The sequence below is a fragment of the Aeromicrobium changchenzhani genome, from assembly GCF_057586615.1.
The window spans coordinates 2,342,175-2,366,982 of sequence record NZ_CM172480.1; the positions used below are offsets into that span (position 1 = coordinate 2,342,175).

General features: G+C 61.0%; 20 protein-coding genes and 1 other RNA gene. 10 read left to right on the plus strand and 11 right to left on the minus strand.

What is annotated here, in order from left to right:
• Nucleotide 1: 1 nt before the first annotated feature.
• Nucleotides 2–432, minus strand: an RNA gene (gene rnpB, locus AC2YB9_RS11850) — RNase P RNA component class A.
• 39 nt (nt 433–471) lie between these two features.
• On the opposite strand from rnpB, the gene AC2YB9_RS11855 reads away from it, so the two are divergent.
• Together AC2YB9_RS11855 and AC2YB9_RS11860 are read left to right on the plus strand one after the other, a co-directional pair.
• The gene (locus AC2YB9_RS11855) at nt 472–1,545 is read left to right on the plus strand and encodes an SLC13 family permease (RefSeq protein WP_487265552.1); all 1,074 of its coding nucleotides are present in this window, start codon (nt 472–474) and stop codon (nt 1,543–1,545) included.
• Nucleotides 1,546–1,561: 16 nt separating this feature from the next.
• A complete protein-coding gene (locus AC2YB9_RS11860) occupies nt 1,562–2,326 on the plus strand; it encodes a YaaA family protein (protein ID WP_487265553.1) in 765 nt (254 codons plus the stop codon).
• 7 nt (nt 2,327–2,333) lie between these two features.
• On the opposite strand, the gene AC2YB9_RS11865 is transcribed toward AC2YB9_RS11860, so the two are convergent.
• Genes AC2YB9_RS11865 through AC2YB9_RS11880 form a run of 4 tightly spaced genes read right to left on the minus strand, consistent with a single transcriptional unit; the run spans nt 2,334 to nt 5,965 of the window.
• Nucleotides 2,334–3,461, minus strand: a complete 1,128-nt coding sequence (locus AC2YB9_RS11865) for a bifunctional RNase H/acid phosphatase (RefSeq protein WP_487265554.1) — start codon at nt 3,459–3,461, stop codon at nt 2,334–2,336.
• Nucleotides 3,419–4,198, minus strand: a complete 780-nt coding sequence (locus AC2YB9_RS11870) for a zinc ribbon domain-containing protein (protein WP_487265555.1) — start codon at nt 4,196–4,198, stop codon at nt 3,419–3,421. The genes AC2YB9_RS11865 and AC2YB9_RS11870 overlap by 43 nt, the downstream gene beginning before the upstream one ends.
• Nucleotides 4,156–5,307, minus strand: coding sequence for a Nif3-like dinuclear metal center hexameric protein (locus AC2YB9_RS11875; protein WP_487265556.1), 1,152 nt, complete (start codon nt 5,305–5,307; stop codon nt 4,156–4,158). The genes AC2YB9_RS11870 and AC2YB9_RS11875 overlap by 43 nt, the downstream gene beginning before the upstream one ends.
• Before the next feature lie 10 nt (nt 5,308–5,317).
• A complete protein-coding gene (locus tag AC2YB9_RS11880) occupies nt 5,318–5,965 on the minus strand; it encodes a TetR/AcrR family transcriptional regulator (RefSeq protein WP_487265557.1) in 648 nt (215 codons plus the stop codon).
• Between the two features lie 57 nt (nt 5,966–6,022).
• Here AC2YB9_RS11880 and AC2YB9_RS11885 point away from each other — a divergent pair, with 57 nt between their 5' ends.
• The gene (locus AC2YB9_RS11885; RefSeq protein ID WP_487265558.1) at nt 6,023–8,905 is read left to right on the plus strand and encodes an MMPL family transporter; all 2,883 of its coding nucleotides are present in this window, start codon (nt 6,023–6,025) and stop codon (nt 8,903–8,905) included.
• Nucleotides 8,905–10,857, plus strand: coding sequence for a YhgE/Pip family protein (locus AC2YB9_RS11890; RefSeq protein WP_487265559.1), 1,953 nt, complete (start codon nt 8,905–8,907; stop codon nt 10,855–10,857). Before AC2YB9_RS11885 ends, AC2YB9_RS11890 begins: the two co-directional genes overlap by 1 nt.
• 19 nt (nt 10,858–10,876) lie before the next feature.
• Here the strand turns inward: AC2YB9_RS11890 and AC2YB9_RS11895 are convergent, their stop codons facing one another.
• On the minus strand, nt 10,877–12,010 hold the full coding sequence (locus tag AC2YB9_RS11895; protein WP_487265560.1) for a DUF5005 domain-containing protein: 1,134 nt from the start codon (nt 12,008–12,010) through the stop codon (nt 10,877–10,879).
• A gap of 80 nt (nt 12,011–12,090) precedes the next feature.
• Between AC2YB9_RS11895 and AC2YB9_RS11900 the strand changes: the two genes are divergently transcribed.
• The 4 genes from AC2YB9_RS11900 (at nt 12,091) to AC2YB9_RS11915 (ending at nt 17,707) form a co-directional block, all read left to right on the plus strand.
• The gene (locus AC2YB9_RS11900; protein WP_487265561.1) at nt 12,091–13,056 is read left to right on the plus strand and encodes a hypothetical protein; all 966 of its coding nucleotides are present in this window, start codon (nt 12,091–12,093) and stop codon (nt 13,054–13,056) included.
• A 12-nt stretch (nt 13,057–13,068) separates the two neighbouring features.
• Entirely contained in the window at nt 13,069–13,686 is a 618-nt protein-coding gene (locus AC2YB9_RS11905; RefSeq protein WP_487265562.1) for a DNA-3-methyladenine glycosylase I, read from the plus strand.
• A complete protein-coding gene (locus AC2YB9_RS11910) occupies nt 13,683–14,696 on the plus strand; it encodes a nitronate monooxygenase (protein ID WP_487265563.1) in 1,014 nt (337 codons plus the stop codon). The genes AC2YB9_RS11905 and AC2YB9_RS11910 overlap by 4 nt, the downstream gene beginning before the upstream one ends.
• An 80-nt stretch (nt 14,697–14,776) precedes the next feature.
• On the plus strand, nt 14,777–17,707 hold the full coding sequence (locus AC2YB9_RS11915; RefSeq protein ID WP_487265564.1) for an alpha/beta fold hydrolase: 2,931 nt from the start codon (nt 14,777–14,779) through the stop codon (nt 17,705–17,707).
• A 21-nt stretch (nt 17,708–17,728) separates the two neighbouring features.
• Here the strand turns inward: AC2YB9_RS11915 and AC2YB9_RS11920 are convergent, their stop codons facing one another.
• On the minus strand, nt 17,729–18,196 hold the full coding sequence (locus AC2YB9_RS11920; protein WP_487265565.1) for a hemerythrin domain-containing protein: 468 nt from the start codon (nt 18,194–18,196) through the stop codon (nt 17,729–17,731).
• Between the two features lie 72 nt (nt 18,197–18,268).
• Here AC2YB9_RS11920 and AC2YB9_RS11925 point away from each other — a divergent pair, with 72 nt between their 5' ends.
• Nucleotides 18,269–18,886 (plus strand): thermonuclease family protein, encoded by a 618-nt coding sequence (locus AC2YB9_RS11925; protein WP_487265566.1) that lies wholly within the window; start codon nt 18,269–18,271, stop codon nt 18,884–18,886.
• A gap of 299 nt (nt 18,887–19,185) precedes the next feature.
• Here the strand turns inward: AC2YB9_RS11925 and AC2YB9_RS11930 are convergent, their stop codons facing one another.
• The 4 genes from AC2YB9_RS11930 to AC2YB9_RS11945 are packed head-to-tail and all read right to left on the minus strand — an operon-like array spanning nt 19,186 to nt 23,831.
• The gene (locus AC2YB9_RS11930) at nt 19,186–20,052 is read right to left on the minus strand and encodes a MurR/RpiR family transcriptional regulator (RefSeq protein WP_487265567.1); all 867 of its coding nucleotides are present in this window, start codon (nt 20,050–20,052) and stop codon (nt 19,186–19,188) included.
• 38 nt (nt 20,053–20,090) lie between these two features.
• The gene (locus tag AC2YB9_RS11935; protein ID WP_487265568.1) at nt 20,091–20,894 is read right to left on the minus strand and encodes a crotonase/enoyl-CoA hydratase family protein; all 804 of its coding nucleotides are present in this window, start codon (nt 20,892–20,894) and stop codon (nt 20,091–20,093) included.
• An 8-nt stretch (nt 20,895–20,902) separates the two neighbouring features.
• On the minus strand, nt 20,903–23,056 hold the full coding sequence (locus AC2YB9_RS11940; protein ID WP_487265569.1) for an acetate--CoA ligase family protein: 2,154 nt from the start codon (nt 23,054–23,056) through the stop codon (nt 20,903–20,905).
• Between the two features lies 1 nt (nt 23,057).
• Entirely contained in the window at nt 23,058–23,831 is a 774-nt protein-coding gene (locus AC2YB9_RS11945) for an enoyl-CoA hydratase/isomerase family protein (protein ID WP_487265570.1), read from the minus strand.
• A gap of 241 nt (nt 23,832–24,072) precedes the next feature.
• On the opposite strand from AC2YB9_RS11945, the gene AC2YB9_RS11950 reads away from it, so the two are divergent.
• Nucleotides 24,073–24,801 (plus strand): amino acid ABC transporter ATP-binding protein, encoded by a 729-nt coding sequence (locus tag AC2YB9_RS11950; protein ID WP_487268610.1) that lies wholly within the window; start codon nt 24,073–24,075, stop codon nt 24,799–24,801.
• Nucleotides 24,802–24,808: the final 7 nt, after the last annotated feature.

A 24,808-nucleotide genomic window follows, 5' to 3' on the forward strand; every position in this document is an offset into this window, starting at 1 on the left:
GCGAATGAGTCGGCCTATAAGCCGGATTTTGTCGGGCCGCTGAATTTAATCTTTGGCCCGGGCAGCCATCTATCTAGGCGACACATTGCTGTGCCGCTCGTGCAACCTACCCGCTGACATTGGACGAGCAGCCCGTCAGCGCAGAAGCCGAAGCCTCCATCTTGGTCTTGCTCCCAGTGGGGTTTACCTAGCCGTCCCAGTCACCTGGAACGCTGGTGGGCTCTTACCCCACCGTTTCACCCTCACCCGCACTTTCACCCTCTCCACGAGCGAGCAAGCTCGCTGCTGATCGGGCGAAAGCCGCTGGCGGTCTAATTTCTGTGGCACTGTCCCGCACGTCACCGTGGGTGGCTGTTGGCCACCACCGTTGCTCTACGGAGTCCGGACTTTCCTCGGTGGACCGAAATCCAACGCGGCTGCCCGGCCGACTCATTCGCTTGGCGTCACTCTACCGGTATGTACGCTCAACCAGTGACACACGACGCCCGGTCGCTCGCCGAGATCATCGGATTTCTGATCGCCATCATGGTCTTTGCGCGCGCCTGCGCCGCCGAAGGGTTGTTCGTTGCGCTCGGCGGACAGCTCGATCGATTCTCGGGTGGCTCACGGGTGCGGGCGTTGATGTTCTGCATAATTTTTGCAGCCGGTGTCACGGCCGTCCTCAGCCTGGACACGACCGTCGTTCTGCTCACTCCAGTTCTGCTTGCCGCATCAACTGCACCCCCGCAACGCTCTTTTGCCTTCGTCTCGGTTCGCCTCGCCAACTCTGCATCAACGCTGCTGCCGATCTCGAATCTGACCAACCTGCTGGCCTTCGCCGCGACCGGTCTGACTTTCGTTGGCTTCGCACGCGCCATGTTTCCGGTCTGGATCGCGGCGATCGGGCTCGAGTATGTGGCGCTGCGATGGTGGTTCCGCGACGAGTTGGCTGCATCGTATGAACCACAGCCCCGCACCGCTCCGGCGATACCGCTGTTCCCATTCGCGGTAGTGATCGTCGTGTTATTTGGTCTCACCAGCGGCGCGACCCCCGTCATACCGGCTGCGGCCGGCGCGATCCTGATCGGCAGCTATGCATTGCTGCGCGGCAGCACAACATGGTCCGAATTATTGGAAGCGGCTAACCTTCCGCTTGCCGCGTTCGTGTTCGTCTGGGCACTTGTCGTCTCGTATTTGAGTTCGACAGTCGTGGGCGATTGGGTCGGCGATCTGTTGCCGACGACAGCGGGGCTCGGCGCACTTCTTTCGATCGCGCTGATCGCAATGGTTGTTGCCAATGTCGTCAATAACATTCCGGCGACGTTACTGTTGTTGCCCGCAGCGACGCTGGCCGGGCCCGCCGGCGTACTGGCGCTGCTCATCGGTGTCAACGTCGGCGCCAACTTGACCGTGATCGGTTCATTGGCCAATTTGTTGTGGCGTCAGTCGGCTGGGCGGGAGTTGTCATCACTCCGCCAATTCCATGCGCTGGGGTTAGCAACAACCCCGATCATCGTCACGCTGTGCACGGTCATTCTATGGGGCTGGACATCACTGCTCTGGTGAAAGATAGGCTCAGGGCGTGCTGATCTTGCTGCCGCCGTCCGAAGGTAAGACGATCCCCGTGGCGGGCGAGCCGCTCGACTTGAACACACTGGATCTTAGTGCCCTCAATCCGACTCGCGAGCGCATTCTCACGAGCCTGATCGCCGTCAGCGCTGGCAACGAGAAGCGTGCGATGGCGCGGTTGGGGCTCGGCAAGACGCTCGCCGATGCGCTGCCTCGCAATGCCAATCTGCGCGCTGGGCCGGCGGCGCGCGCGGATGAGGTTTATTCCGGCGTTTTGTATACGGCCCTTGATTTCGCCTCGCTCGATGACATTGCACGCAAACGGGCCGACTCAACTATCGCGGTCGCTAGTGCTCTGTTCGGGTTAGTGCGTCCCTCGGACCGCATTCCGGCATATCGTTTGTCTGGCGATGTGACGCTGCCGCAGCTCGGCCCGGTCGCCGGAATTTGGCGCAAAAAGCTCGGCCCCGTTCTGGCCGATCTCGTCGGCACGGGCTTACTGATTGATCTGCGTTCGGGTATGTACGTCAACCTCTTCAAGCCCACCGGAGCGTTGGCCGCACAGACCGCGACGATGCGTGTACTCCACGAACATCACGGCACTCGCAAGGTCGTCAGTCATTTCAACAAAGCCACGAAGGGCCGAATCGTCCGAGCGCTGTTGGAAGCCGGCGCGAACCCGACGACAGCCGACGAGCTCGAAAGCACGCTCGTGGACATCGGCTGGACCGTCGAGCGACAGGGCAACCGGCTCGACGTCATCGTCGCCGAAATCTGATCCCGGGCTAGTGCGGGACCACGGAGAAGTTGCGCAACGACGGCCGTCCGTCGGGCCAAAAGGTGACGGTCGTGATTGACGCAGGCGCCAGTTCCATCTTGTAGATCGAGCGCATCGGTGCATCCAGCGCGAGCCGGACCATCAGCTTGATCGGCGTGACGTGGCTGACGGCAACGACCGTCTTGCCAGCGTATGCGCTCAGGAGCCGATCACGCGCCTCAACGACCCGGTCCGAGACCGCGTCGAACGTCTCGCCACCGGGCGGAGCTATCGCGGTCGAGCCAAGCCAGGCATCCATCTCGGCGGGCCACTTTGCCATGATCTCGGCGAAGCTGTAGCCCTCCCACTCACCGAAATTGGTCTCCACAATCCCGGCTTCGAGACTGACTTGCAGTCCAAGCTCACCGGCAACGATGCCGGCCGTCTCTTGCGTACGCCGTAACGGCGAGGCGACGACCGCATCGACGCTGCCGAACTGTTTAAGCCAGGTGGCCGCGCGGCCGGCCTGCTCTTCGCCGAGCTCAGTGAGTCCCGGATCGCTGCCGCCACTACCGCAGAACACTTTGCGCACCGTGTTGGGAGTGACACCATGACGCAGCAGGACGATCGTGGTGGGCTCACCGGACTGCTGACTCCCCCAACCGACCGCTGGGCTCGTCTCCTTGATCTCAGCAGCAGTGTCAGGAACGTCAGGAGCGTTATCGAGTGCGACGTTGAGGATCGCGTCCGCTGCAGCGTTCTGGTCACGCGGAACCCACGTCCATATGACATCAGCGGGTGCAAGCTCCTGCGCGCGTGCCGCCAACGCCCGCATCGATGGATGTTTGACCTTCCACCGACCCGCCATCTGCTCAACGACGAGTTTGGAATCCAGCCGAACCTCGAGTTCGGCCTCCGGGGTGTGTTCCCGATAGAGCTCAAGTCCCGCGATCAGTCCTCGATATTCGGCCACATTATTGGTCTCGTGCCCAATGAACTCAGCGCGTTCGGCAATGGCCACACCCGTGTCGGCATTGCGAAGGATCGTGCCGTAGGCCGCCGGGCCAGGGTTGCCGCGTGAGCCGCCATCAGCCTCGATGATGACCCGCACGCTCAGATCCCTGATTCGAGCGTTCGCACCAAGATCCGACTGCATTCGGGGCAGCGTAGAACCTCATTGCTCGGTTTTGCCGCAAGCTCGCGCAGGTCGGAGCCGTTCAGCTCCAGTCGGCAACCCTCACAACGGCGGGCTCGAAGCGGAGCCGCACCACTGCCATATTGGGCGCGCAACTTGTTGTACAGCGCGGTCAGATCCTCGGGAACCTTGGCCGCGATCTCCTTGCGCTCGGCCTCGGCCGTCCGCGCTTCCGCGTCGAGCTCTGCAACTGAGGCATCTCGCGATGCCTCCGCTGTCGCGATCGATTCATTGATCCGATCGAGCTTCTCAGTGGCCTCCGACAGCGTCGCCTGAGCCAATTCGAGTGCTTCCATGACCTCGAGCTCTTCGTCCTCGAGGGTGGCGATGCGCCGATTGAGCGCGGTTGTCTCCTGCTGCATCTTCTCTAGATCACGGGGATTGGCAATCTGACCGGAGTTCATCCGATTTTCGTTGTTAAGGCGACGAGCCTTGACTTGTTCAACCTCGAGATCGGCCTTGCGCTGATCGGTGCTGAGGTCCGAAACGGTCGTATCAGCCTCGATGCGTTGACCGTTGAGCTCATGCACCTGGGCGCCGAGCTCGGCGAGCGTGGCCAGCTCAGGGAGCGTCTTTTTACGATGGGTGAGTTGCGCCAGGATGGAGTCCTGCGCCTGCAAATCGAGCAACGAGAGTTGCGCGAAGGGATCGGCTTTCAGCGGTCGCTCCTTTGTTGGGATGTTGCCACGAACGTCCACGGATCGGTGACGATCGTCGAGACGTTGATCTCCACCGTATCCCCCAATTGAGCACCGAGCTCCCGCGCCGCAACCGGAAGCCACGTCCATTCGGCCGCCCAGTGCGGCACGTCGATGATGGCAGGCGCTCCTGCCGCCTCCAGGTGCTCACTGACCGGGTGATGTCGAAGGTCCGATGTGACGTAGACATCGGCCCCAATCGCGGCTGCCCGCTCGAGCAGGAAGTCCCCCGAGCCGCCACATAATGCGACCGTCTCGACAATCCGATCAGGGTCGCCAGCGATCCGGTTTGCGCTGTGATGCGCAGGTAGCGAATTTATGACGACAGTAGAGAACTCCCCCAGCGTCATCGGTTCGGCGAGGGTGCCAACTCGGCCGCTCCCGCGATCAGTCTCGTCCGGAGCGATGAGCTCGAACACGTCAATGACCGGGACTTCATACGGATGTGCACGACGGATCGCAGTCCGAACCACAGCGCGCAACGATGTGGGCGCGACGACTTCGATGCGGATCTCCTCAACAAATTCCCTCGTGCCCACGACACCAATGACCGGTTCGGCGCCCTCAAGCGGGCGGAACGATCCGGTCCCGATCGAGGTGAAGCCGGTGAGGTCATAATCCCCGAGTGCACCGGCTCCGGCGGCGTGCATCGCGGCCATGACAGCAGCGGCCTGCTCTTGCGGAACGTAGGTGACCCACCGGTCGAGCGCCGGCTCCGGGTCGGGTTCAAGCGGACGTATGTCGTGCAGGCCGAGCGCGAGCGCCATCGACTCGGAAACGCCGAATACGGGTGAATCGGCATTCGTATGACAGGTGTGGAGGCCGATCCCGTTGCGGATCATGGTGTGAACGACTCGCCCCTTGGGCGTCGTCGCGGCGACGCTCGTAACGCCTTTGAGGTACAGCGGATGGTGCGTCACGAGGAGTTGAGCGCCGCGTGCGACTGCTTCATCGACGACCGATTGCACCGGGTCGACCGCCAACAGGATCGACCCGATCTCGGCATCAGGATCGCCCACCACGGTGCCGACCGCATCCCAGTCATCAGCATGGCGCGGGTCGTACAGCGCATCGAGAACAGCGACGACTTCGCGCAATGTCTTGGCCATGAAATAGACCCTAGTCGTCGGCGACGGGGATGTCTTCAGTGACCGAAAGGAGCAGGTCAGGCAGGCTGCTGCGCAGCAGGTCAGAGTCGATCGGGCGGCCGTCGATCAATGCCTCGCGCAGCGCGAGGTCATATGTTCCAATCAGGATCGTGGCCGCTTGGCCCGGGTCGATCGTGAACCGTCGCCCCATGGCATTGAGGACATGGACCATGAAGTCGGCGAACTCGCTTTTCGTTCGACTCCATGCGGAATTGAACTCCCGACCGACCTGTTTGTGTCGGATGCCATGGATCCCAAACTCGGCATTGACGAGATACCAATCACGATCACCTGGCTGAAGGTCGAGAAAACGATCCATGATCAGGGTGGTCGCGGCCCGGAGATCACGGCCTTCCAACCCGGAGACGTCTACGGCCGCATGCAGCGTCTCAAACATTGCCGCCTTCTCGCGCTCGAAAATCGCGAGGACGAGTTCATCTTTGCTGGCGAAATTAGAGTAGAACGCGCCCCGAGTGAAGCCCGCTCGCTCACAAATGTGTTCGACCGAGGCACCTTGAATGCCATCACCAGCCAGCACTTCACGGGCCGCATCGAGCAACCGCTCACGCGTTGCGGCTCGCCGCCTCGTGCCGGTGTTGGCCGAAGTGTCGCGTGTCATATCGATCACCATACTGGATACATTGACGTATTGGATACACAATTGTATCGTCAATTTGTGTCAATCTCTTTGTATGCGCTGGGGCGCTGGGCTTATCGCCATCATCGTCGCGTCACCGCATTCTGGATCGCCTTGATCGTCGTACTCGGTCTTGCGGTGCTCGGCTTCTCAACGGGTACTAAAAACAGCTTCGAAATCCCCGGCACTGAGTCACAGACGGCGATCAATTCCCTGCACCGCACCTTCCCCGAGCTCAGCGGCGCCTCGGCCTATCTCGTCGTGTTGCCACCCAAGGGGCAAACGATCGATAGTCCGATAGCCAAGCGATTGATCGCCGACACGATCACTGCCATGAAGACGGTCGGCGGCGTCAGCGAGGTCATCTCGCCGTATGACGACTCGACTCACATCGCACTGGCAAAAGACCGCCGCGCCGCGCAGATTCAGATCCAGTTCAATCGTAAGCTCACCGCTGTCACGCCGGCTGAGACGGCAGCGTTGGTCAAGACCGGCGATGTGCTGAAGGCCGCTGGATTCACCGCGTCATTCGGCGGCGATATTTTCACCAGCACCGGGCCACAACTCTCGATCACCGAGGTCATCGGCGTCATCATCGCCCTCATCGTGCTCTACCTGATGTTCCGTTCGTTTCGGGCCGCCGTCCTACCAATTGTGACCGCGGTCGTCGGGGTGGTTGTCACGACCGCGCTGACCTTCATCGCGACCGGCTTCGTCACGATTTCCAGCACCGCGCCCTTGCTCGCATTAATGATCGGCCTGGCCGTCGGCATCGACTATGCGCTATTCATCGTTTCGCGACACCGCGAATTGTTGTCTGAAGGAGTCGAACCAGAGGAGGCCGCAGCCCGTGCGGTCGCCACTGCCGGATCAGCAGTAGTCTTCGCCGGTGTCACCGTCGTGATCGCGCTCATCGGACTTGCGATCGCCCAAATACCCTTTCTCACAGTCATGGGGCTCGTCGCCGGGCTCTCGGTCATCGTGGCGGTCGCGGTCGCGCTAACCCTGCTGCCGGCACTGCTAGGGTTTGCCGGCATCCATATGGCTCGTCGTGCCAACGCACGGGCCCCCGGCGGATTCTCCCGTCGCTGGGTCGCGGCCATCATCCGGTTCCCGATCCTCGCGATCACCATCGTCATGGTCGGCTTGATCATCATCGCGCTGCCGGCGAAAGATCTGCGCTTGGCGCTGCCCGACAACGGCAGCTCACCACCGGGGACGACGCAACGCACGGCCTTCGACTTGGTCGATCAACATTTTGGACCGGGTTTCAACGGCCCGTTGCTGATCACGATGGACGTCATTCAGACGACCGACCCGGTTGGCGCTGTCGATGCCATCGCCGACGATCTACGCGCGATGAATGGCGTTACCGCGATCGGTCTTGCCACCCCCAACCCGACCGGCGACACCGGGATCGTCCAGGTGATTCCCACGACCGGTCCGAATGACCAGGCCACCAGTGATCTGGTGAAGTCCATCCGCGATCGCGCGTCCACGTGGGAGCAGAAATATGACGTTGAGGTCGGCGTCACCGGGCTGACCGCCGGCGGAATCGATATTTCCGAACGATTAAGCGGGGCCCTGCTGCCATATGGGCTGGTCGTTGTTGGACTTTCGGTGCTGCTCCTGATGATCGTGTTCCGCTCAATCGTCATACCGCTCAAGGCCACAATCGGCTTCTTGCTGTCGACCGGCGCGTCCTTCGGAGCCGTCGTTGCGGTGTTCCAGTGGGGCTGGCTAGGCCCGCTCGTCAATCTGGACCACACGGGACCGTTGATCAGCTTCCTGCCAATCATCTTGATGGGCGTGCTGTTCGGTCTGTCGATGGACTATGAGGTTTTCCTGATGTCGCGCATGAAGGAGGAATACATCAAGACCGGCGATCCGCATCGCGCCATCATCGATGGCTTCGTCGGTAGTTCACGGGTCGTCACCGCGGCCGCGATCATCATGCTTGCGGTATTCGCTGCGTTCGTACCCCAGGGCGATCCGAACATCAAACCAATCGCATTCGCGCTGGCCGTCGGAGTGTTCGCCGATGCGTTCCTCATTCGTATGTTGTTCGCTCCCGCCGTCCTACAACTGTTCGGACGCAAATCCTGGGTTCTGCCGGCTCGGCTGGAGGCAATCCTGCCCCATGCCGACATCGAGGGTGAGGCCATCCAACGCCAACTAGCCCTTGCGTCCTGGCCGACGCCCACGTCGGTTGCGGCGATCACGACCGCTGGGCTCACCTCACGCGGCGAGGACGGCGTCGTCTTCAACGATGTCAACATCGACCTCCCACAGGCCGACTGGCTTTTTGTCCATGGACCCACCGGCTCTGGCAAGACCGCGCTGCTGCTGACATTGGCCGGTCGCATGCACTTCAACGATGGCCTCGCTCGCGTCAACGGCCGACTGCTCCCGCAGGAGGCGGTCATCGTCCGCCGTACCGTCTCACTCGGCGAATTCGCGGGAATCAACGACCTCGAAGACAACCTGAGCGTCGACCAACACATCGCCGAGCGCATTTCGATCCGATCGCTTAGCGTCTGGGTACGCGCCAAATCGATCACTCCGGTCCGCAATGCGCTCAATGCAGCGCTGGATTCGGCACATCACACGGCCGGAATCGCGTTCCATCCCGTAGCCGGCAATGATCTGATCACCAATTTGTCCCGATTGGAACGCAAACTACTCGGCGTCAGCCTGGCGCTTGTTGATTCGCCCGCGATCATCATGGTCGAGGACGTCGACGACCTGCGCTCGCCCGAAGCGATCGACGTGTTCTGGGCCGCACTGGCCGAACTGATCGCAGACCGTCCCATCAGTGTTGTCGCCAGCGCACAATCAGCGGCCGCCGCGCCACCGCACTCAAGCCACGTCCATCTCCTCGAACTCGATACGACCCGCACGATCGAAGAATTGATGTTCTGATGTTCCCCTCCCCTCCCCTGCCTTGGTTCGAATTGGCCCGTTTCCGTCGCAGCCGCCTCACCCGCGCTGCGATCATCGCGATCATGCTGGTCCCGCTGTTCTACGGTGCGTTGTATGTATGGGCCAACCTCAACCCGACCGGCAATCTCGACCGCATACCGGCAGCGATCGTCAATCAAGACAAGCTGATCCAGATCACCGACCGCGATGGCAAAAAGCAACCCATCGCGGTGGGCCGCCAACTGAGCGCCAACCTGATCGGCAGCGACAGCAAGTCCAACTACAACTGGGTCTTAACCGATGCCAATGACGCGCGCAAAGGGCTCGCCAACGGCGACTATCGCGCAGTCCTGACGATCCCTGAGAATCTGTCTGCAGCGGCCACGTCAACCGGTGGCGACGATCCGATGAAGGCGATCCAGGGCAATCTACGGCTGGAGACGAATGACGCGATCAACTACATCAACGGCAACATCGCCAAGGTAATCCTCACCACCGCCAAATCCACCCTCAATGCTCAGGTCACCGAGACCTATCTCGACAACATCTATCTGAGTTTTTCCGACCTCAAACTCGCCCTCAACGATGCGGCTGACGGTGCCGGCAAGTTGGCCGACGGCGCGGATCAACTGACCGACGGGACGCAAAAGCTGGCCGCAGGTGCCACCAAGCTCGACGCTGGTGCATCAGCGCTGTCCTCCGGTCTAGGCACCCTGTCGGACAAGACCAGAACGCTGCCCCGTGACACGAAGCGGTTGGCCGATGGTGCGAAGCAGGTGGCAAACGGCACCGCGGAGGTCAACTCGCTTGTTCAGTCTCTGACCGGAGTCATCACCGGTGCCACCGACACCGCCAATGCGAATGCCGAAACGATCCGGACGCAATTGCAGACCGCAAGTGATCAGTGTGTGCCCGCCGATACGCCACAACTATGTCCGTTGCTCACGGACGCACTCGCTAATTTTGAAAAACTCAAAGCGGACCTCAATGTGCCAGCCAAGACGGCCAAGAAGTTTGCCGGGCAGACACAGAAACTCAGCAACGGCGCGGCTCAGGTGGCCGCCGGCAATGCCCGCCTTGCCGCAAGCACTCCGGCGCTGGTTGGCGGCATCAATCAGGCTGCTGGCGGTGCCAAACAGCTTGCAACCGGAACCAAGTCGCTGAGCGACGGCGCAGCGAAGGCCGCGGAAGGCTCCAGTGCGCTCGCTGCTGGCGCACACAAACTCGAGTCCGGCCTGCTCGACGGTGGCGAAAAAGTACCCAACTACAACTCCGCCGAACGCAGCCATCTCGCAAAGACCGCTTCGACACCACTGACCGGTGACGCGGCGCATGCGCACGCGGTCGCCAACTACGGCGAAGCGCTGGCCCCCTACTTCATAGCCCTCGCACTGTGGATCGGTGCGATGTCGATCTACCTCCTGCTGCGACCGGTCTCCAAACGCGCCATCGCATCGACTGCATCGAGCACGCGCATCGCACTCGCCGGACTGTTACCAGGTCTGCTGATCGCTGCGGTCCAGGTGTTGCTCCTGGTCAGCGTGTTGGAATTCCTCGTCGGAATCGAACCGGCATCCCGGTTGCAATTACTCGGCGTTTCGTTGATGGCCGGCTTTGCTTTTGTCGCGATCAACCAAATGCTGATCGCCGTGTTCGGTGGCGCTGGCCGATTCGTGGCAATCGTTCTCATCTGTTTGCAGTTGACCGCAGCCGGGGGCACTTATCCGATCGAAACCGCGCCATCATTCTTCGGCTTCCTCCACAATCTGATGCCTTTGACGTACGCCGTGGACGGTATTCGGAAGACCACCGCAGGCTCGACGGTCGGCCTCACCGCCGATGTGTTGGCGCTGGCGCTATTCGCCGTACTCGCCCTCGCGATCACGGTTATTTCGACTCAACGCGGCCGCGTCGTCACGATGAAACGGCTACACCCGACCCTGGCGATCTGATCTTGACCCGCCGCCTGAATCAGGGCAGATCAACACGCAGGAAGTATGGTCGATAGAGAAACGGGTCGCGGCTGATCTTTCCAACATCGGCATTGTTCTGGCTGAAGGACACCACGATCGACCCCTCCTTCGGCAACAGATCCGGGTGCGCCAACGGCATATACCGAAGCATTCCGGTGGCGGTGTTCGAAGGGATCGCTGCCAACGAGGGGCTGACCGTAAACGGGCCGGTTGGTCCCGGTGCCGTCCAAATCACCAGATCACGGCCCAGGAATTCATCCTGTTTGCTGACCGCATACCAGCGGTCACCACGCCGAAAGACGCTGAACGTCTGTGAGACACCACCGACGGCGGGAATCAGCTTTCGTGCCTTCGCTGGATCCTTCCCCCATCGGGTTCCGTCCCAATAACGCCAGGCCGCTGGCTTGAGGATATCGACCGGCCGCAGCCGCGCGACTGCCACGGAGAAGCCGAAAACTCCTGGTTGCTCCGGATTTGCGGTCCCGTAGAGGTAGACCCATTTTCCGTCGACCACCGACGCTGCGCCCCACGCTGGCTGAGTCCGGCTCGGATTATCGCGGCCGATGTCGCGCATCCCGATCAGCTGCGGTGCATCGCCCACGGTCACGATGAAAACGGCGACCGCCGGACCAAGATTGGTGAATTCATCGGACCTGCCCAGATCGGCCCCGCCACGGACTCGCTCGACCGAGACGCCGACCAGGTCGTAACCAGGGCGCTCGACCTTAGCGATGGACATCGGCCAATAGCCAACGCCATCGGCCCGATCCGGGATCAGCGCACCATGATCGGCAGGCAGGACGACCTGCGCGCAAGTGTCGGTAAAAACCAGCATCGAATTGCGGACAAATCGCTGACCGGGGAAATCGCGGGCCCGAAGGGTGTCACCGAAGACCCACAGCCGGCGGCCGTCTTGAAGGGTTACGTCGGCACCGACGTCAGCGCCCTGGAATTCCGGTCCACCGCGAACGCTGCTGACCAACGTATTTAGCCCGGCAACGTCGTGGATTGGTTCGATCGGCAGACACTTCGTCTCGGTTGCCCTGGACGGAATGTTTGGCTCGCGCACCTGGCCGGGGGTCGGTGCCAATGCGATAACTCCAAACAGGAGCAGTGCCGCCGGAAGGATCATTGCGAGAACTCGAATCCGCCAGCCGATCATCCGCTCACCTCCAGCCCCACTCGTCAATTTGTTGTTCTATCCTGACAGCCATGACAATGACGCCACACCGCCGTGCCCTACTGGTAGTCATCGTCGTGATTTTCGTCCAAGCCGCGATATTCCTGCTGGTGTGGCAGGGCGCTCGAACGCCGCAACTCCATCGCGTACCGGTCGCTGTCGCCGCGCCTTTCATCGTCGCCGACGGCTTCGTCAGTGACATCAATTCGATGGCCGGCCGTCCGTTTGACGCCCGAGTCGTCGCAACCGCGGCCGACGGCCGAAGCGACGTCAGGGCCGGTCGCGTGGTTGCTGTTGTGTCGGTCGATCTGGCTGGGACAGTCGACACCGTGTATGTCGGCGGCGGCAACGGACATACCCTCATCGCCGCCGTCACCGACCGCTTGAGTGCAATCGGGAAGAGCAAGGGCCGCACGATCAGCGTGCAAGATCTGGTGCCGGCGAAGTACCCCGACGGCCAACGCCCGCTCCGCCTGCTGGCACTCCTCGCGAATGTCGTCGGCTTCATATATGCGGCTGAAATTGCCGTAAGAAAAGGCGTTCGAGCATCGACATTGGCCAGCGGCGTCAAGCGGCTCATGCGGTTGGGCGCATTGTCGGTTGGGAGTGGTCTTGTTGGAATGCTCCTGGTCGGGGCAACGTCCGGCGCACCCACACTGACCGTATGGGCGATCAGCGCGTTGACCGTATTCGCCGCTGGCTCCGCCACGATGGCGCTGCAGAATTTCTTCGGGCTCGCCGGCATCGGCGCAGCCGCAATGGTCTTCTTACTGCTGGCGATTCCGGTCTACCTGGCGACCAGCCCGCTACTCCTTCCCCAGCCTTGGGCGACCCTCACGGGCTGGCTCCCGCATGGAGCATCGCTGTCGGCGCTTGTCGCGGTGGTCTATTTCGGCGGCTCAACCGCGCTCAAACCGGTGCTGATTTTGGCCGCCTGGATCATCCTGTCGATCGGTACGCTCGCGCTGTCCCGATACGAGCGCACCAGCGCTGGCTGAAATACTGTTGCCATGGCCGATCCTGAACTCTCCACGTCCGGCGTGGTTGTCTGCGAAGACGGGCTTTCCCGTCCCGCGTGGGCCGCCAGCGAGGGCATGATGCGTGACTATTACGACATCGAGTGGGGCATGCCGGTTCGCGATGAGCATGGCTTGTTCGAGCGGTTGAGCCTTGAAGCGTTCCAGTCAGGTCTGTCGTGGGCGATCATTCTGCGCAAACGCCCCGCGTTCCGTGCGGCGTTCGCTGGCTTCAACCCGGACTCCGTTGCGCGGTTCACCGAGACCGATATCGAACGGCTCCTGCTCGATGCGGGCATCGTCCGCAACCGGCAGAAGATCGTCGCGACGATCGGCAACGCCAAGGCCACGATCGCGCTCCGCGACGACGGCGGATTGGTTGATTTCATCTGGTCGTTCAAGCCCGAGCGCACCCCCCAACCCCGAACCTATGCCGAGGTACCCACCAAGTCGGAGGAATCGTTGGCGCTGTCGAAAGCACTGCGCAAGAAAGGGTTCTCGTTCGTCGGCCCCACCACCATGTATGCACTCATGGAAGCCGTAGGCATCGTCGACACCCACTTGGTCGACAGCCACCGTCGTGGCAGCTCAGAGGTATGGAGTCAGATGTGACGCTCGACCTGTTCGGCGATCGTCGGCTCATCGTCGCGCCCATGGCGGGCGGCCCATCGACACCGGCGCTGGTCAAGGCCGCCGCGGCAGCAGGTGCGTTCGGTTTTCTAGCGGCCGGCTACAAGAGTGTCGAGGCAGTTGCCGACGAAATCCATACGGTGCGGGCAACGACTGACCGCTTCGGCGTCAATTTGTTCGTACCGGACACCACATCGGTCGATCGCAACGCGATCAAGCATTATCGGGAGCGCCTGCAACCCTGGGCAGCCCATTATGGCGTTGAGGTTCCAGCGATCCGGTGGACCGACGACGACAATTGGACGGCCAAACTCGATCTGCTCGCCGCCGACCCTGTCGAGTGGGTGAGTTTCACCTTCGGCGTTCCTGACAGCCAGATCATCGAACGGCTCCGCGCGGCCGGTAGCCGCGTGATCATCACGACCACCGACGCCGATGAGGCCGAACTTGCCTACGATTCGGGCGCAGATGCCGTTGTCGCGCAGAGCGGCGCCGCTGGCGGTCACAGCAGCACGACCAGCCCGGAGCTTTATCTCGGCACGACCTCAACACTCGAACTCATCGCCGCGATCCGCGAGCGGATCCCGTTGCCAGTGATCGCGGCCGGCGGCATTTCCGGCCCAGCTGACCTTCATGCTGCCCTCGGTGCCCGGGCGGTAGCCGTGCAAGCGGGCACGATGTTCCTCAAGGCCGATGGGGCCGGCACCAAGGCAACCCACCGCGATGCACTCGGCGATCCGCGCTTCGCCGAGACTGTCATCACCCGGTCGTTCACCGGCCGGCCGGCGCGGGCACTGCGCAACCGTTTCACCGATACGTTCAGTTCTTCGGCACCGCTCGGCTATCCGGCAGTGCATCATCTGACCGCCCCGATCCGTACTGCTGCTAACCAGCAGGGCGACCCACACGGCCTGAACCTATGGGCTGGCCGGGGCTTCGGCTATGCCCGCGACGGTTCGACCGAAGAAATCATCGATCGGCTAACCGCCTGAACAGGAGCAAATCCGCCCCAATTCGGACCGGTGGGCCTAGGGTGAACTCAAGCGTTCAGTCGAACAACTTGGAGATCCGCATGCCAAAAAAGACGACATCTACGCACGCGCACGACTCAGGCCGCTCCTTCGGAGTGCCCCAACGGATCGTGGCGACGGCGAAGAATGTCGCTGAAGTCGTGCGTTATGGCGGGCTCGATACCGGTGAGGAACCCTCGCCATATGCGGTCACCTCGGAACAACTGACGTTCCGTTTGCGCCATTATTTCGCCGATGACATTCTCGATTCGACCGCGCCGATCGTATTGGTTCCGCCACTCATGCTTGCTGCCGATGTCTGGGATGTCTCACCCAGTTCGTCAGCCACACAGAGTTTGCATCGCGAAGGGCTCGATGTCTGGGTTGTCGATTTTGGCGACCCCAAGTATGAGGCTGGCGGTTCCGAACGGACCCTGACCGATCATGTCCTCGCGGTGAGCACTGCAATCGATCAGGTTATCGAGGCCACCGGCCGAGACATCGTTCTCGCCGGCTATTCACAGGGCGGCATGTTCTGTTATCAGGCGGCGGCATTTCGACGCGGCAAAGGCATCGACTCGATTGTGACCTTCGGCTCCCCGGTAGATGCACGTGCGCCGTTGCCGTTCCCGATCTCCCCTGACGTCGCGGCCCGTGCGACTGAAGGACTGATTGCAAGTGGCCTGCTTCGGCACATCAATCTGCCCGGTTGGGCATCGCGTACCGGCTTCAAACTATTGAGCCCGGCGAAAACCCTTCAGAGCCAGACAAAGTTCCTGCTCGCATTGCATGATCGCGAGTCGCTGCTCCCGCGCGAACGCCAACGCCGATTCCTCGAGCGCGACGGCTTCACGGCGTGGTCGGGACCGGCGATCGCGGAACTCCTCGAACTCTTTGTCGCGCACAACCGTATGCTTGCGGGCGGGTTTTCGATCGCGGACCAGATGGTCTCCTTGGCCGACATCAATGTGCCGATCCTGACGTTTGTGGGATCGTCCGACACGCTCGGGCATCCTGAGTCGGTGCGGGCGATTAGCCGGGCGGCGCCGCGTGCCGAGGTCTACGAGATGACGCTGCACGCTGGCCACTTCGGCCTCGTTGTCGGATCAACCGCGAATAACAAGACGTGGCCGGCAGTCGCGGAGTGGGTGAAATGGCGCACGGCTGGCGGCAATTTTCCTACTGACGTACTGCCTGCCGCAGAGGTTGACGACAAGTCGCGCATTCATCCGAGCGTCGGCGCTGCTGCTGCGATTCAAGCCGCCGAACTCGGCGTGGGCGCGACGCTACTTGCTGTCGACAGTGCAAAACGCGCGGCTGCCATCGCGCGCGGTCTGCTCTCTTCGGCGCCCGCGCAACTGCCACGGCTGGCCCGAATTGAGCTCCTCGATCAGTCGACGCCAATCTCGTTGGGGCTGCTGCTTGATGAGATGGCAGCCAGATCACCCGACAACACGGCGTTTCTGTTCGAGGACCGCGCGCATCGTCAGGGCGAGGTCAGGCACCGGGTCGACAGCGTCGTCAAGGGCCTGATCAGCGTCGGCATCCGGCAGGGCGACCGCGTGGGTGTGCTGATGCGTACGCGACCAAGCGCCTTTGTTCTCATCGCCGCGCTGAGCCGACTGGGCGCGACCGCGGTCATGCTCCGACCAGACGGGGACCTTAAGCGCGAGGCCGCGCTCGGTGCGATTACCTGGGTAGTCTCCGATCCGGACAACGTCAACCGAGTAGGGAAGCTGTCAGGGGTTACCTGGTGCGTGCTTGGCGGCGGTCCGGACCCACGTGAAATGCCGGCCGGTGTACTCGACATGGAACGCATCGATCCCGATGACGTACCGCTGCCGGCGTGGTATCGCCCCAACCCACATCGAGCCGGAGACATCGCCTTCATCCTGTTCACCGGGCGTGGCGACGGGCTCAAGGCCATCACGATCACCAACCGGCGCTGGGCAATGTCGGCGCTCGGCACAGCAACGGCTGCGGGGCTCAAACCCGGCGACACGGTCTACTGCACGACGCCGATCTTCCATTCCTCCGCAATCTTGATGAGCATTGGCGGAGCGATCGCGGGCAATGCCCGTTTCGCCTTGGCACGCGACAACAAACCAGAGACGTTCTGGGATGAAGTGCGACGCTACGGCGTCACCCACGTGAGCTATACATGGACGTCGCTACGCGCGGTTGCGCTCGGACCGATCAACGCTGCGGAGGCATCCGCACCGATCCGCACGTTCATGGGCTCAGGCATGCCTCGCAATCTGTGGCGCCGCGTCGAGGACCGCTTCCCGAACGCCCGTGTGCTCGAGTTCTATGCCTCCGCCGAAGGTGATGCGATCCTCGCCAATGTCAAGGGCAAGCCGGTCGGGTCGATGGGATGGCCGGTTCCCGGCACCCCGCGCGTACGGATTGCGGCCTACGACCCTGCGGCAGGCTCGATGCGAACCGGCGATGATGGACTTGGCTACGAGGCCGCACGCGGCGAGGTGGGGCTGCTCCTGTCGAAGGTCAATCCGGCCGATGCGATGGCTGGCATACCGATGCGCAGCGTGTTCGAACCCGGTGATGCGTGGCGCTCGACCGGCGACCTGTTCACTAAGGACGAGCAGAGCAACTTCTGGCACTATGCAGCGGTCGCGTCGCTCATCACAACCCCGCGGGGCATCGTGGCACCGTCAGCGATCAGCCGCGAGGTCGCAGCGATCCCTGCGGTCGATCAAGCCATCACCTATGCGGTTGGGAAGAATCGCGAGATCGTCACGGCCGTCACGCTGCAGGCCGGTGCACTTCCATCCAGCATCGAGCTCTACCAGGTGCTCGATCACTTGCCCGAATCGCACCATCCGGCTTACATCGTGGTGGTCAAGTCCTTGCCGACGACCACTTGGCATCGGTTGATCTCGACCGGCCTGGAGAAGTCCGGCATACCGAAGCCGAGCAAACAGCGCCGAGTGTGGCGTCTCGATACTGACACCGCAACGTATGAGGAACTCTGAGGTTTCAGCACCGCACCTGAATCAGCCCAGTGCTTGCGCGCAGGCCCATCCCTCGGGGGTCGCGCCCTCGGCAATGAAATCCTTGAGTCCATCGCTGGCCTCGGCGTTGAGGATGCCGTCGGCCTGCGAATAGAGGATCTGCTCCTCCTTGAAGTTGTGCGCCTCAAGTTCGGCCATCAGCTCGGTGCAACGTTGCCGCATCGATTCGTCGGCAATGTTGTTGCGCAGTTCGAGTTCGAGGCTGTCCATCGTGCGCCACATCTGGCCGTGGTCACGCAGCATCACGAAGATCGGGCCCATCATGCCGGCCGCCTTCAGCGGCGGAAACAGGAAAGTTTCTTCGAGATAGATGTGCCGGCGTAGGCCGGCCATCGCGCGCCGCAAGGAAGAAATCTGGTCTTCCCGATCGTCGCCGCCGGCAGCGAAAATCGCTATGTCTTCGTCGATCTCGCGATGCTCGCGCTTGAGCGCCTCGTCCAGTGTCTCCATAAACCGAATATTAGTACGGTCGTTTCCGGATAAAATGACTGGCCGCGCATTTCGCTGCGATAATCTCAACTCGTGCTTGCGCCCTTTCCCATCCAGACACTGCCTGCCAAACGCAGGCGAAAGGATGTGTCGATCGGGCTAATCCTGGTTCTGATGGTTCTTGGAACGTTCTCCCTGCTTGCCGGCTGCGACGACCGAGCAGAGCCGGTCAACGACCGTGACCAAGGATCGACACAGGTAGAGCCTCGGCACGCTCCAGAACCTCAGGGCTCCCTCATAAAGGCCGAATTGGCGCGACTGGTGAGCGTGACCGACGGCGACACACTTGCGGTAACGATGCCGAACGGTAATCGAGCAAACATTCGCATCATTGGCATTGACACGCCCGAAACATACCCACGGCTTGAGTGTGGTGGGCGAGCAGCGACGGCTTACTTGAAAACGTTGGTTGCTCGCGGCGATCTGCTGCAGCTCTACACCGACAAAACGCAGGACACCGTGGACCGTTATGGCCGTGCGTTGCGCTTTGTCTACACCAAGACAAATCTCGATGTGGGGCTGAAGCAAGTCTCAACCGGCCATGCCCGGGTCTACATATACGCCCGGAATCCTTTCGCACTCGTCGACGATTATCGGGCCGCAGAGCGTGCCGCACAGAAGAGAACCGCTGGCATCTGGGGCGCCTGCTAGCTGCGCTCCGTGCAGGGGGCTCTCCCGCCCAAGGGGGTTTTCGTGTCTTACCGAGGTGGGCTTGAATCTCACGCGCTTTCCCACAGTGTATGACCATCTCTGTGTGATTTTCGGGTGACGGTTATTAACCCTCCCCTCATCCGTTAACGATGCGCTCTGAGTAGCAGCGGCCCACGCTCAGCCGGGCGTCTGGTGATCCAGTCCTCCCTGACAAAGAGTGTCGGTCGGCCGAGAGCAGATCCAGTGGGAAACGGCTGTAAGCGTTTGTGGTCGCTAGGTGAACTGGCAGTTGAGAGTGTTTATCGGGTCGAGTAGACCTGAAACTTGGAAAACAGTTCCTCATCATTGAGCAATTGGTCACGGCTCTGGGTCCCATTGCGTACAGCCACTCCCGTGGCAAGAGCCTGTACGAGAGAGATGAATGAGGCTATCGATCGCAGGATCGTGACGCCCTCACAATCGACCAGGAAGGTAGTATCGGCGATCTGTGCGAGCGGTGAAGCAGCGGTGTCTGTCAGGGCGATTGTCCGAAGGCCACGTTTTTGAGCCTCTTCGAAGGCCTGTACTGTCTCGGCGGTATAGCGGTGAATTGAGATGGCGACGAACGCATCGCCCTTGCGCAGATCTCGCAGCTCATCTACCAATGCCCCGGCGACGGGCGCGATTTGGTGGATGTCGGACCGCACGAGGCGCAGCAGATAGGCCATCAGTTGTGAAACTGGCATGCACTTTCGTAATCCCATGACGTGGACATTGTCGGCGTCCGCTAATAGTTCTACAGTTTCGGCCCATTGTTCAGGGCGGATTCGTGTAAACGTGCGTTGAATATTCTGCTGGTCGGCCTCAGCGACTGAGCGAAGCAGGTCTGTCTCGGACTGCTCTTGCGCCAGCCCGAAGCGGGCAACAAGCTGTGCTTCGCGCGCAAGGTGATCGCGGCAGAGTGCAACTAGCGCCGGGTAACCTTGAAGGTCGAAAAGGGCGGCGAAACGTACGACCGAGGACTGGTGGACCCCTGCATGCTTCGCCGTTTTCGAAATGCTGCGAAATGCCGTCCCATCGGGGTCGGTTAACAACAACGTTGCAATCCGCTGCTGGCCGGCAGCAAGTGTGCTCATTCGCTCTTGTAATGCGACGGTGAGTTCTTCGTACGTTCTAGGTGCGGTCATCGGGGCCTTTCTCGTGAGGTTGTTTGGACGCCCTGAGTCTATTCTCCGGTGAAGTTAGGAGTGCGCTTTTCGAGCATAGCGATGACCGCCTCTGAGTGATCCCGCGTTTGGTGTGCAATCGGCTGCATGGCTGCAGCGAGTTCGAGTGAACTCTCCAACGTCTGCTGCTGTCCTTCACGCAAAAGTTTCTTGGTCATCCGCAGCACCTGTGGTGGGTTGGCCGCAACCCGATTCGCGAGTTCGCGAGCCGAATCCATGAGCTGTTCGGGTTCTACGACCTTAGAAACCAAACCCCATTCAAGGGCAGTCCAGGCATCGATCGTTTCGCCCGTGAATGCCATTTCATTAGCTCGTGCGTGTCCGATCACCCGTGGTAGCAACCATGCGCCGCCATCGCCGGGGATGATGCCGACTTTGACGAAGCTTTCTGCGAACTTCGCCTTGGTGGAGGCAATCCTCATGTCGCACATGGCCGCGAGGTCGCACCCGGCGCCGATGGCCGCACCATTTACTGCAGCGATCATCGGCACTTCGCAGTGATAGAGCGCTCGGGTTATTCGCTGGATGCCGTGGCGATATCCCTGTCGCAACTCGGCGGGCGTTCCGCCGAACATTCCGATGTGGTCACGCATGTGTTTGACGTTGCCGCCTGAGGAGAACGCGGTGCCGGCACCAGTGATGATCACCGCCCGTACTGATGGCTCGGAATTGACATCATTGACTGCCTTTTCGAGCGCTTCAATGACATCAAGTTCGGAGATTGGGTTACGGGCTTCGGGACGGTTTAGCGTCCACGTGACAACATTGTCATAACGAGACACTAGGACAGGCACGGCGTTCATATCGGTACTCATTTCGACTCAGTGAGGACGACGCGTACGTCGACAGGGACAATTCCGGAGGCGTTGGCTATGACCGGGTTCAGATCGAGTTCGGCGATGCGGGCGTCTGCGGCGATCAAGTCTCCGACTTGCACGAGCAGTGCTGCAAGTTTCGACCGGTCGACGATTGGCAGGCCTCGGTATCCATCTAACATCGTGGCGACGATCGTCTCGCTGATCATGGTTGTGGCTTCGGCGTGGGTGAAAGGCGCCGCGCGAAAAGTCACGTCGCCGCGGATCTCGACCATGGTGCCACCTGAGCCGAATGCGACTAGCGGTCCGAAGATTGGGTCGCGCGTGGCACCGATCAACAACTCCACGCCTTGTTGCGCCATCGGTGTGACGATCATGCCGTCGATGGAGGCGTTCGGGATAGTTGCACGGATGGAATCGGCGATACCTTTCCATGCTGCTTGGGCGTCGTCGGGTTCGATATTGAGGCGGACTCCGCCGGCATCAGACTTGTGTAACACCTCGGGCGAGACCACTTTGACAGCGCATGGCACGTCGAACTTTGTGGCGGCGGCGAGCGCCTCGTCAGCCGATGTAGCCAAAATCCACTCACCTGTATGCAGCCCAGCGCTTTCGACAAGCCGGCGCGCAGCCGGTTCATCTAGGGCTGTGGTGGTCAGCGTCTTCGCTGCTGAATCATCGTCGTCCAACTGCAACGATTTACGGTCACCGGCGGAGGCGAGCCACTTGCCCCGGTTGGACAAGGCAATGATGGCCCGGACCGCGTGGTCGATCGACGCAAGCACTTGGATGCCACCTGACCTGAGAAGATTGTGGTTTTGGACATCGTTAGAGGCATAGCAACTCTGCACAAGTACGGGGATGCCAGATCTGGCTCGTAGGTCAAGAATTCGCTCCGCTGTCAGGTCCTCCGACGCTTCGAGTCGCTCGTCGAAACGGAGATGATAGCCGCCGTACAGCCCGACGACGAGCACCATTCCCACCCCTTCGTCAGCCATGAGTGCTTCGACGCAATCAGCGAACAGTGTGGGGTCGGCATCGGTAGCGCCGGCTACATCGACTGGGTTGAGTACTTCAGCTGCCGGCCCAAGCACAGTACGCAACCGTAGGCGGGTGACTTCAGAAAGTGTTGCGAGTTCGACACCAGCAGCTGAGAGCGCGTCGGTGGCGAGCGTGGCGTGGCCACCGCCGTCGCTCAGTATTGCAACGCGCTGGTCGGAGGGGATGGATTGGGTGGTGGCCAGAACCCCGGCCACTACAGCAAGTTCGTCCGAGCGATCAACCAGTTCAACGCCCACTTGGGCCAAAACTGCAGTTGCCACCACATCGGATCCGGCGATCGATCCGGTATGGGACAGCGCGGTCCGCTGTCCGATCGCGGATCGGCCGCCTCGCAGCATGACGATCGGCCGTCTACTGGCCGCTTCGGCTGCAGCCACGAGGAAGTCGCGGCCGTTCTGAATGCCTTCGGCATAAATCGCGATCGCACCCGTCAGAGGGTCGTCGGCCAAAACGGCTATGCATTCGCCGTAGCGGACGTCGGCTTGGTTGCCCAGTCCGATGTAGTACTGAAATCCCGGCCCTTTCGCGGCCGCATTGTCGGCAACGAGGGACAACCACATGTTTCCACTCTGGGTCACGACGCTGATAGGCCCCTTTTCGACTCCGCTGAGTCCGACCAAATTAGCGCCGAGTTCGACGTTCAACATGCCGGAAGTGTTTGGGCCAATAACTCGCACCCCGGTTTCGGCTATGGCAGCCTTCAACTCGGCGTGCAGGTCAGCCCCCGTGGCACCGGCCTCGAGAAATCCATTGGCAAGGACCACCGCTCCGCCGACGTTTTTGTGGGCTAAGTTGCGAAGCACATCGGGAACGGTTTTGCCGGGGAGTGCAATCAACGCAGCGTCGATTCCGTCGGGCAGGTCGTCGATGCTTTTCACCACCGTCAATCCGAGAAGCTCGCCGCCGCGCGGGTTAACCGGATAGATCGGTCCGGCAAAGGATGATTCTTTGAGCGCCCTTACTGCTTGGTAGCCGCGTTTAGATGAGTCTGATGAGGCGCCAATGATCGCGATAGATTCAGGAGCGAGAAGACGCACCAACCGATCATGCGCGTCGCCGTTACCGTGGTTGGAGGAATAAGTGAGCATATTATTCTCCTCTGAAGACAGGTGCCCGGCGCGCAGCAAAAGCCGCTACGCCTTCGGCCCAGTCCTGGGTATTCATGACATCCAGCAACTCGACCGCTTCACTAGACAGCGCCTCTTCGGGAGACTCATTACGACGAAGTTCCGACTTCAGCTTCGCCATGGAGATGGGCGCCTTGGTTGTCAGTTGTTGTGCCCAACGTGTTGCCTCATCGAGGACTAGGTCGCTGTCAACGAAGGCGTTCGCCAGGCCCCATTCGAATGCTTGTTTGCCCGAAAACTTTTCGCCAAGGATCAGAATCTCGGTAGCCTTGCGCAAACCGATCAATCTCGGTAGACGGTGGGTTACGCCGCCACCGACAAAGGTGCCGATCGAAATTTCCGGGAAGCCCATCTGCGCGTCGGATCCCATGATCAGAAAGTCGGCACTGACGGCCATTTCGGCCCCGGCGCCCAAAGCGTAACCGCGCACTGCGGCAATGACCGGCTTGCCCACAGTCTGGATCTGTTCACACACGCGCTGGCCGAGATCAACGTACTCGGCACGATCTGCTGGTGTGCGTTCGCCGGCAGAATGCGCCTTGAGATCAGCACCGACGCAGAAAGCGCGGCCAGCACCAGTCAGGACGATGGCCCGCACTGCGGGGTCCGCGTCCGCCGACTGTAAAGCGGAAATCAACCGGCGGTACATGTCTTCACTCACGGCATTAAGCCGGTCGGGCCTGTTCATCGTCAACGTCATAAAACCGTCGTCGAGGCTTGTCAATACCGTCTCCATTGCGCCCTCTCCATATATGCAAGTTTTGTTGCATTACATTTAACCAATGCAACTTGATTTGTGTCAAGAGCCTTTGACTATCATGCAACATTGATTGCATGTGACGTTGACAACGCAATATAACTACCGTAAGAATGTTTGGCACGGCCGACGGTCGTTCGCCATCCAGTCCGACCGCTCAACCGGAAAGTGAGGTTTTGAATTGATGCACACCGATGCAGATCAGCCCGAGTCGACGCCGATGGTTTCGATGCAGGGCGTGCAGAAATGGTTCGGTCAGCTTCACGTGCTGAAGGACATCAACCTAGCGGTTTCCCCCGGCGAAGTCGTTGTGGTCATCGGCCCCTCGGGTTCGGGTAAGTCCACTCTGTGCCGGGCAATCAACCGCCTAGAAACGATCGACAAAGGCACCATTTTGATCGACGGAAGAAAGCTCCCCGAGGAAGGCAAGGGCCTTGCCGCGCTTCGAGCCGACGTCGGCATGGTGTTCCAATCGTTCAATCTTTTCGCGCACAAGACCATTTTGGAAAACGTAACGCTAGGCCCGATGAAGGTACGAAAAAAGAAAAAGGCCGACGCCACTGAACGCGCACACCAACTCTTGGAGCGGGTCGGTATCGCCTCCCAGGCCGACAAGCGGCCTGCCCAACTCTCAGGCGGACAGCAACAGCGTGTGGCCATTGCGCGAGCACTCGCCATGGACCCGAAGGTGATGCTCTTCGACGAGCCCACCTCGGCGTTGGATCCCGAGATGATCAAAGAGGTGCTTGACGCCATGATCGAGCTCGCCCAGGGCGGTATGACGATGATCGTCGTCACCCACGAAATGGGGTTCGCCCGCACTGCAGCTCATCGAGTCATCTTCATGTCCGACGGCGCCATCATCGAGGAGAGCACCCCCGAGGAATTTTTCACCAACCCCCAAACCGATCGCGCCAAGGACTTCTTGGGCAAGATCTTGAGACACTGAGGAAGGC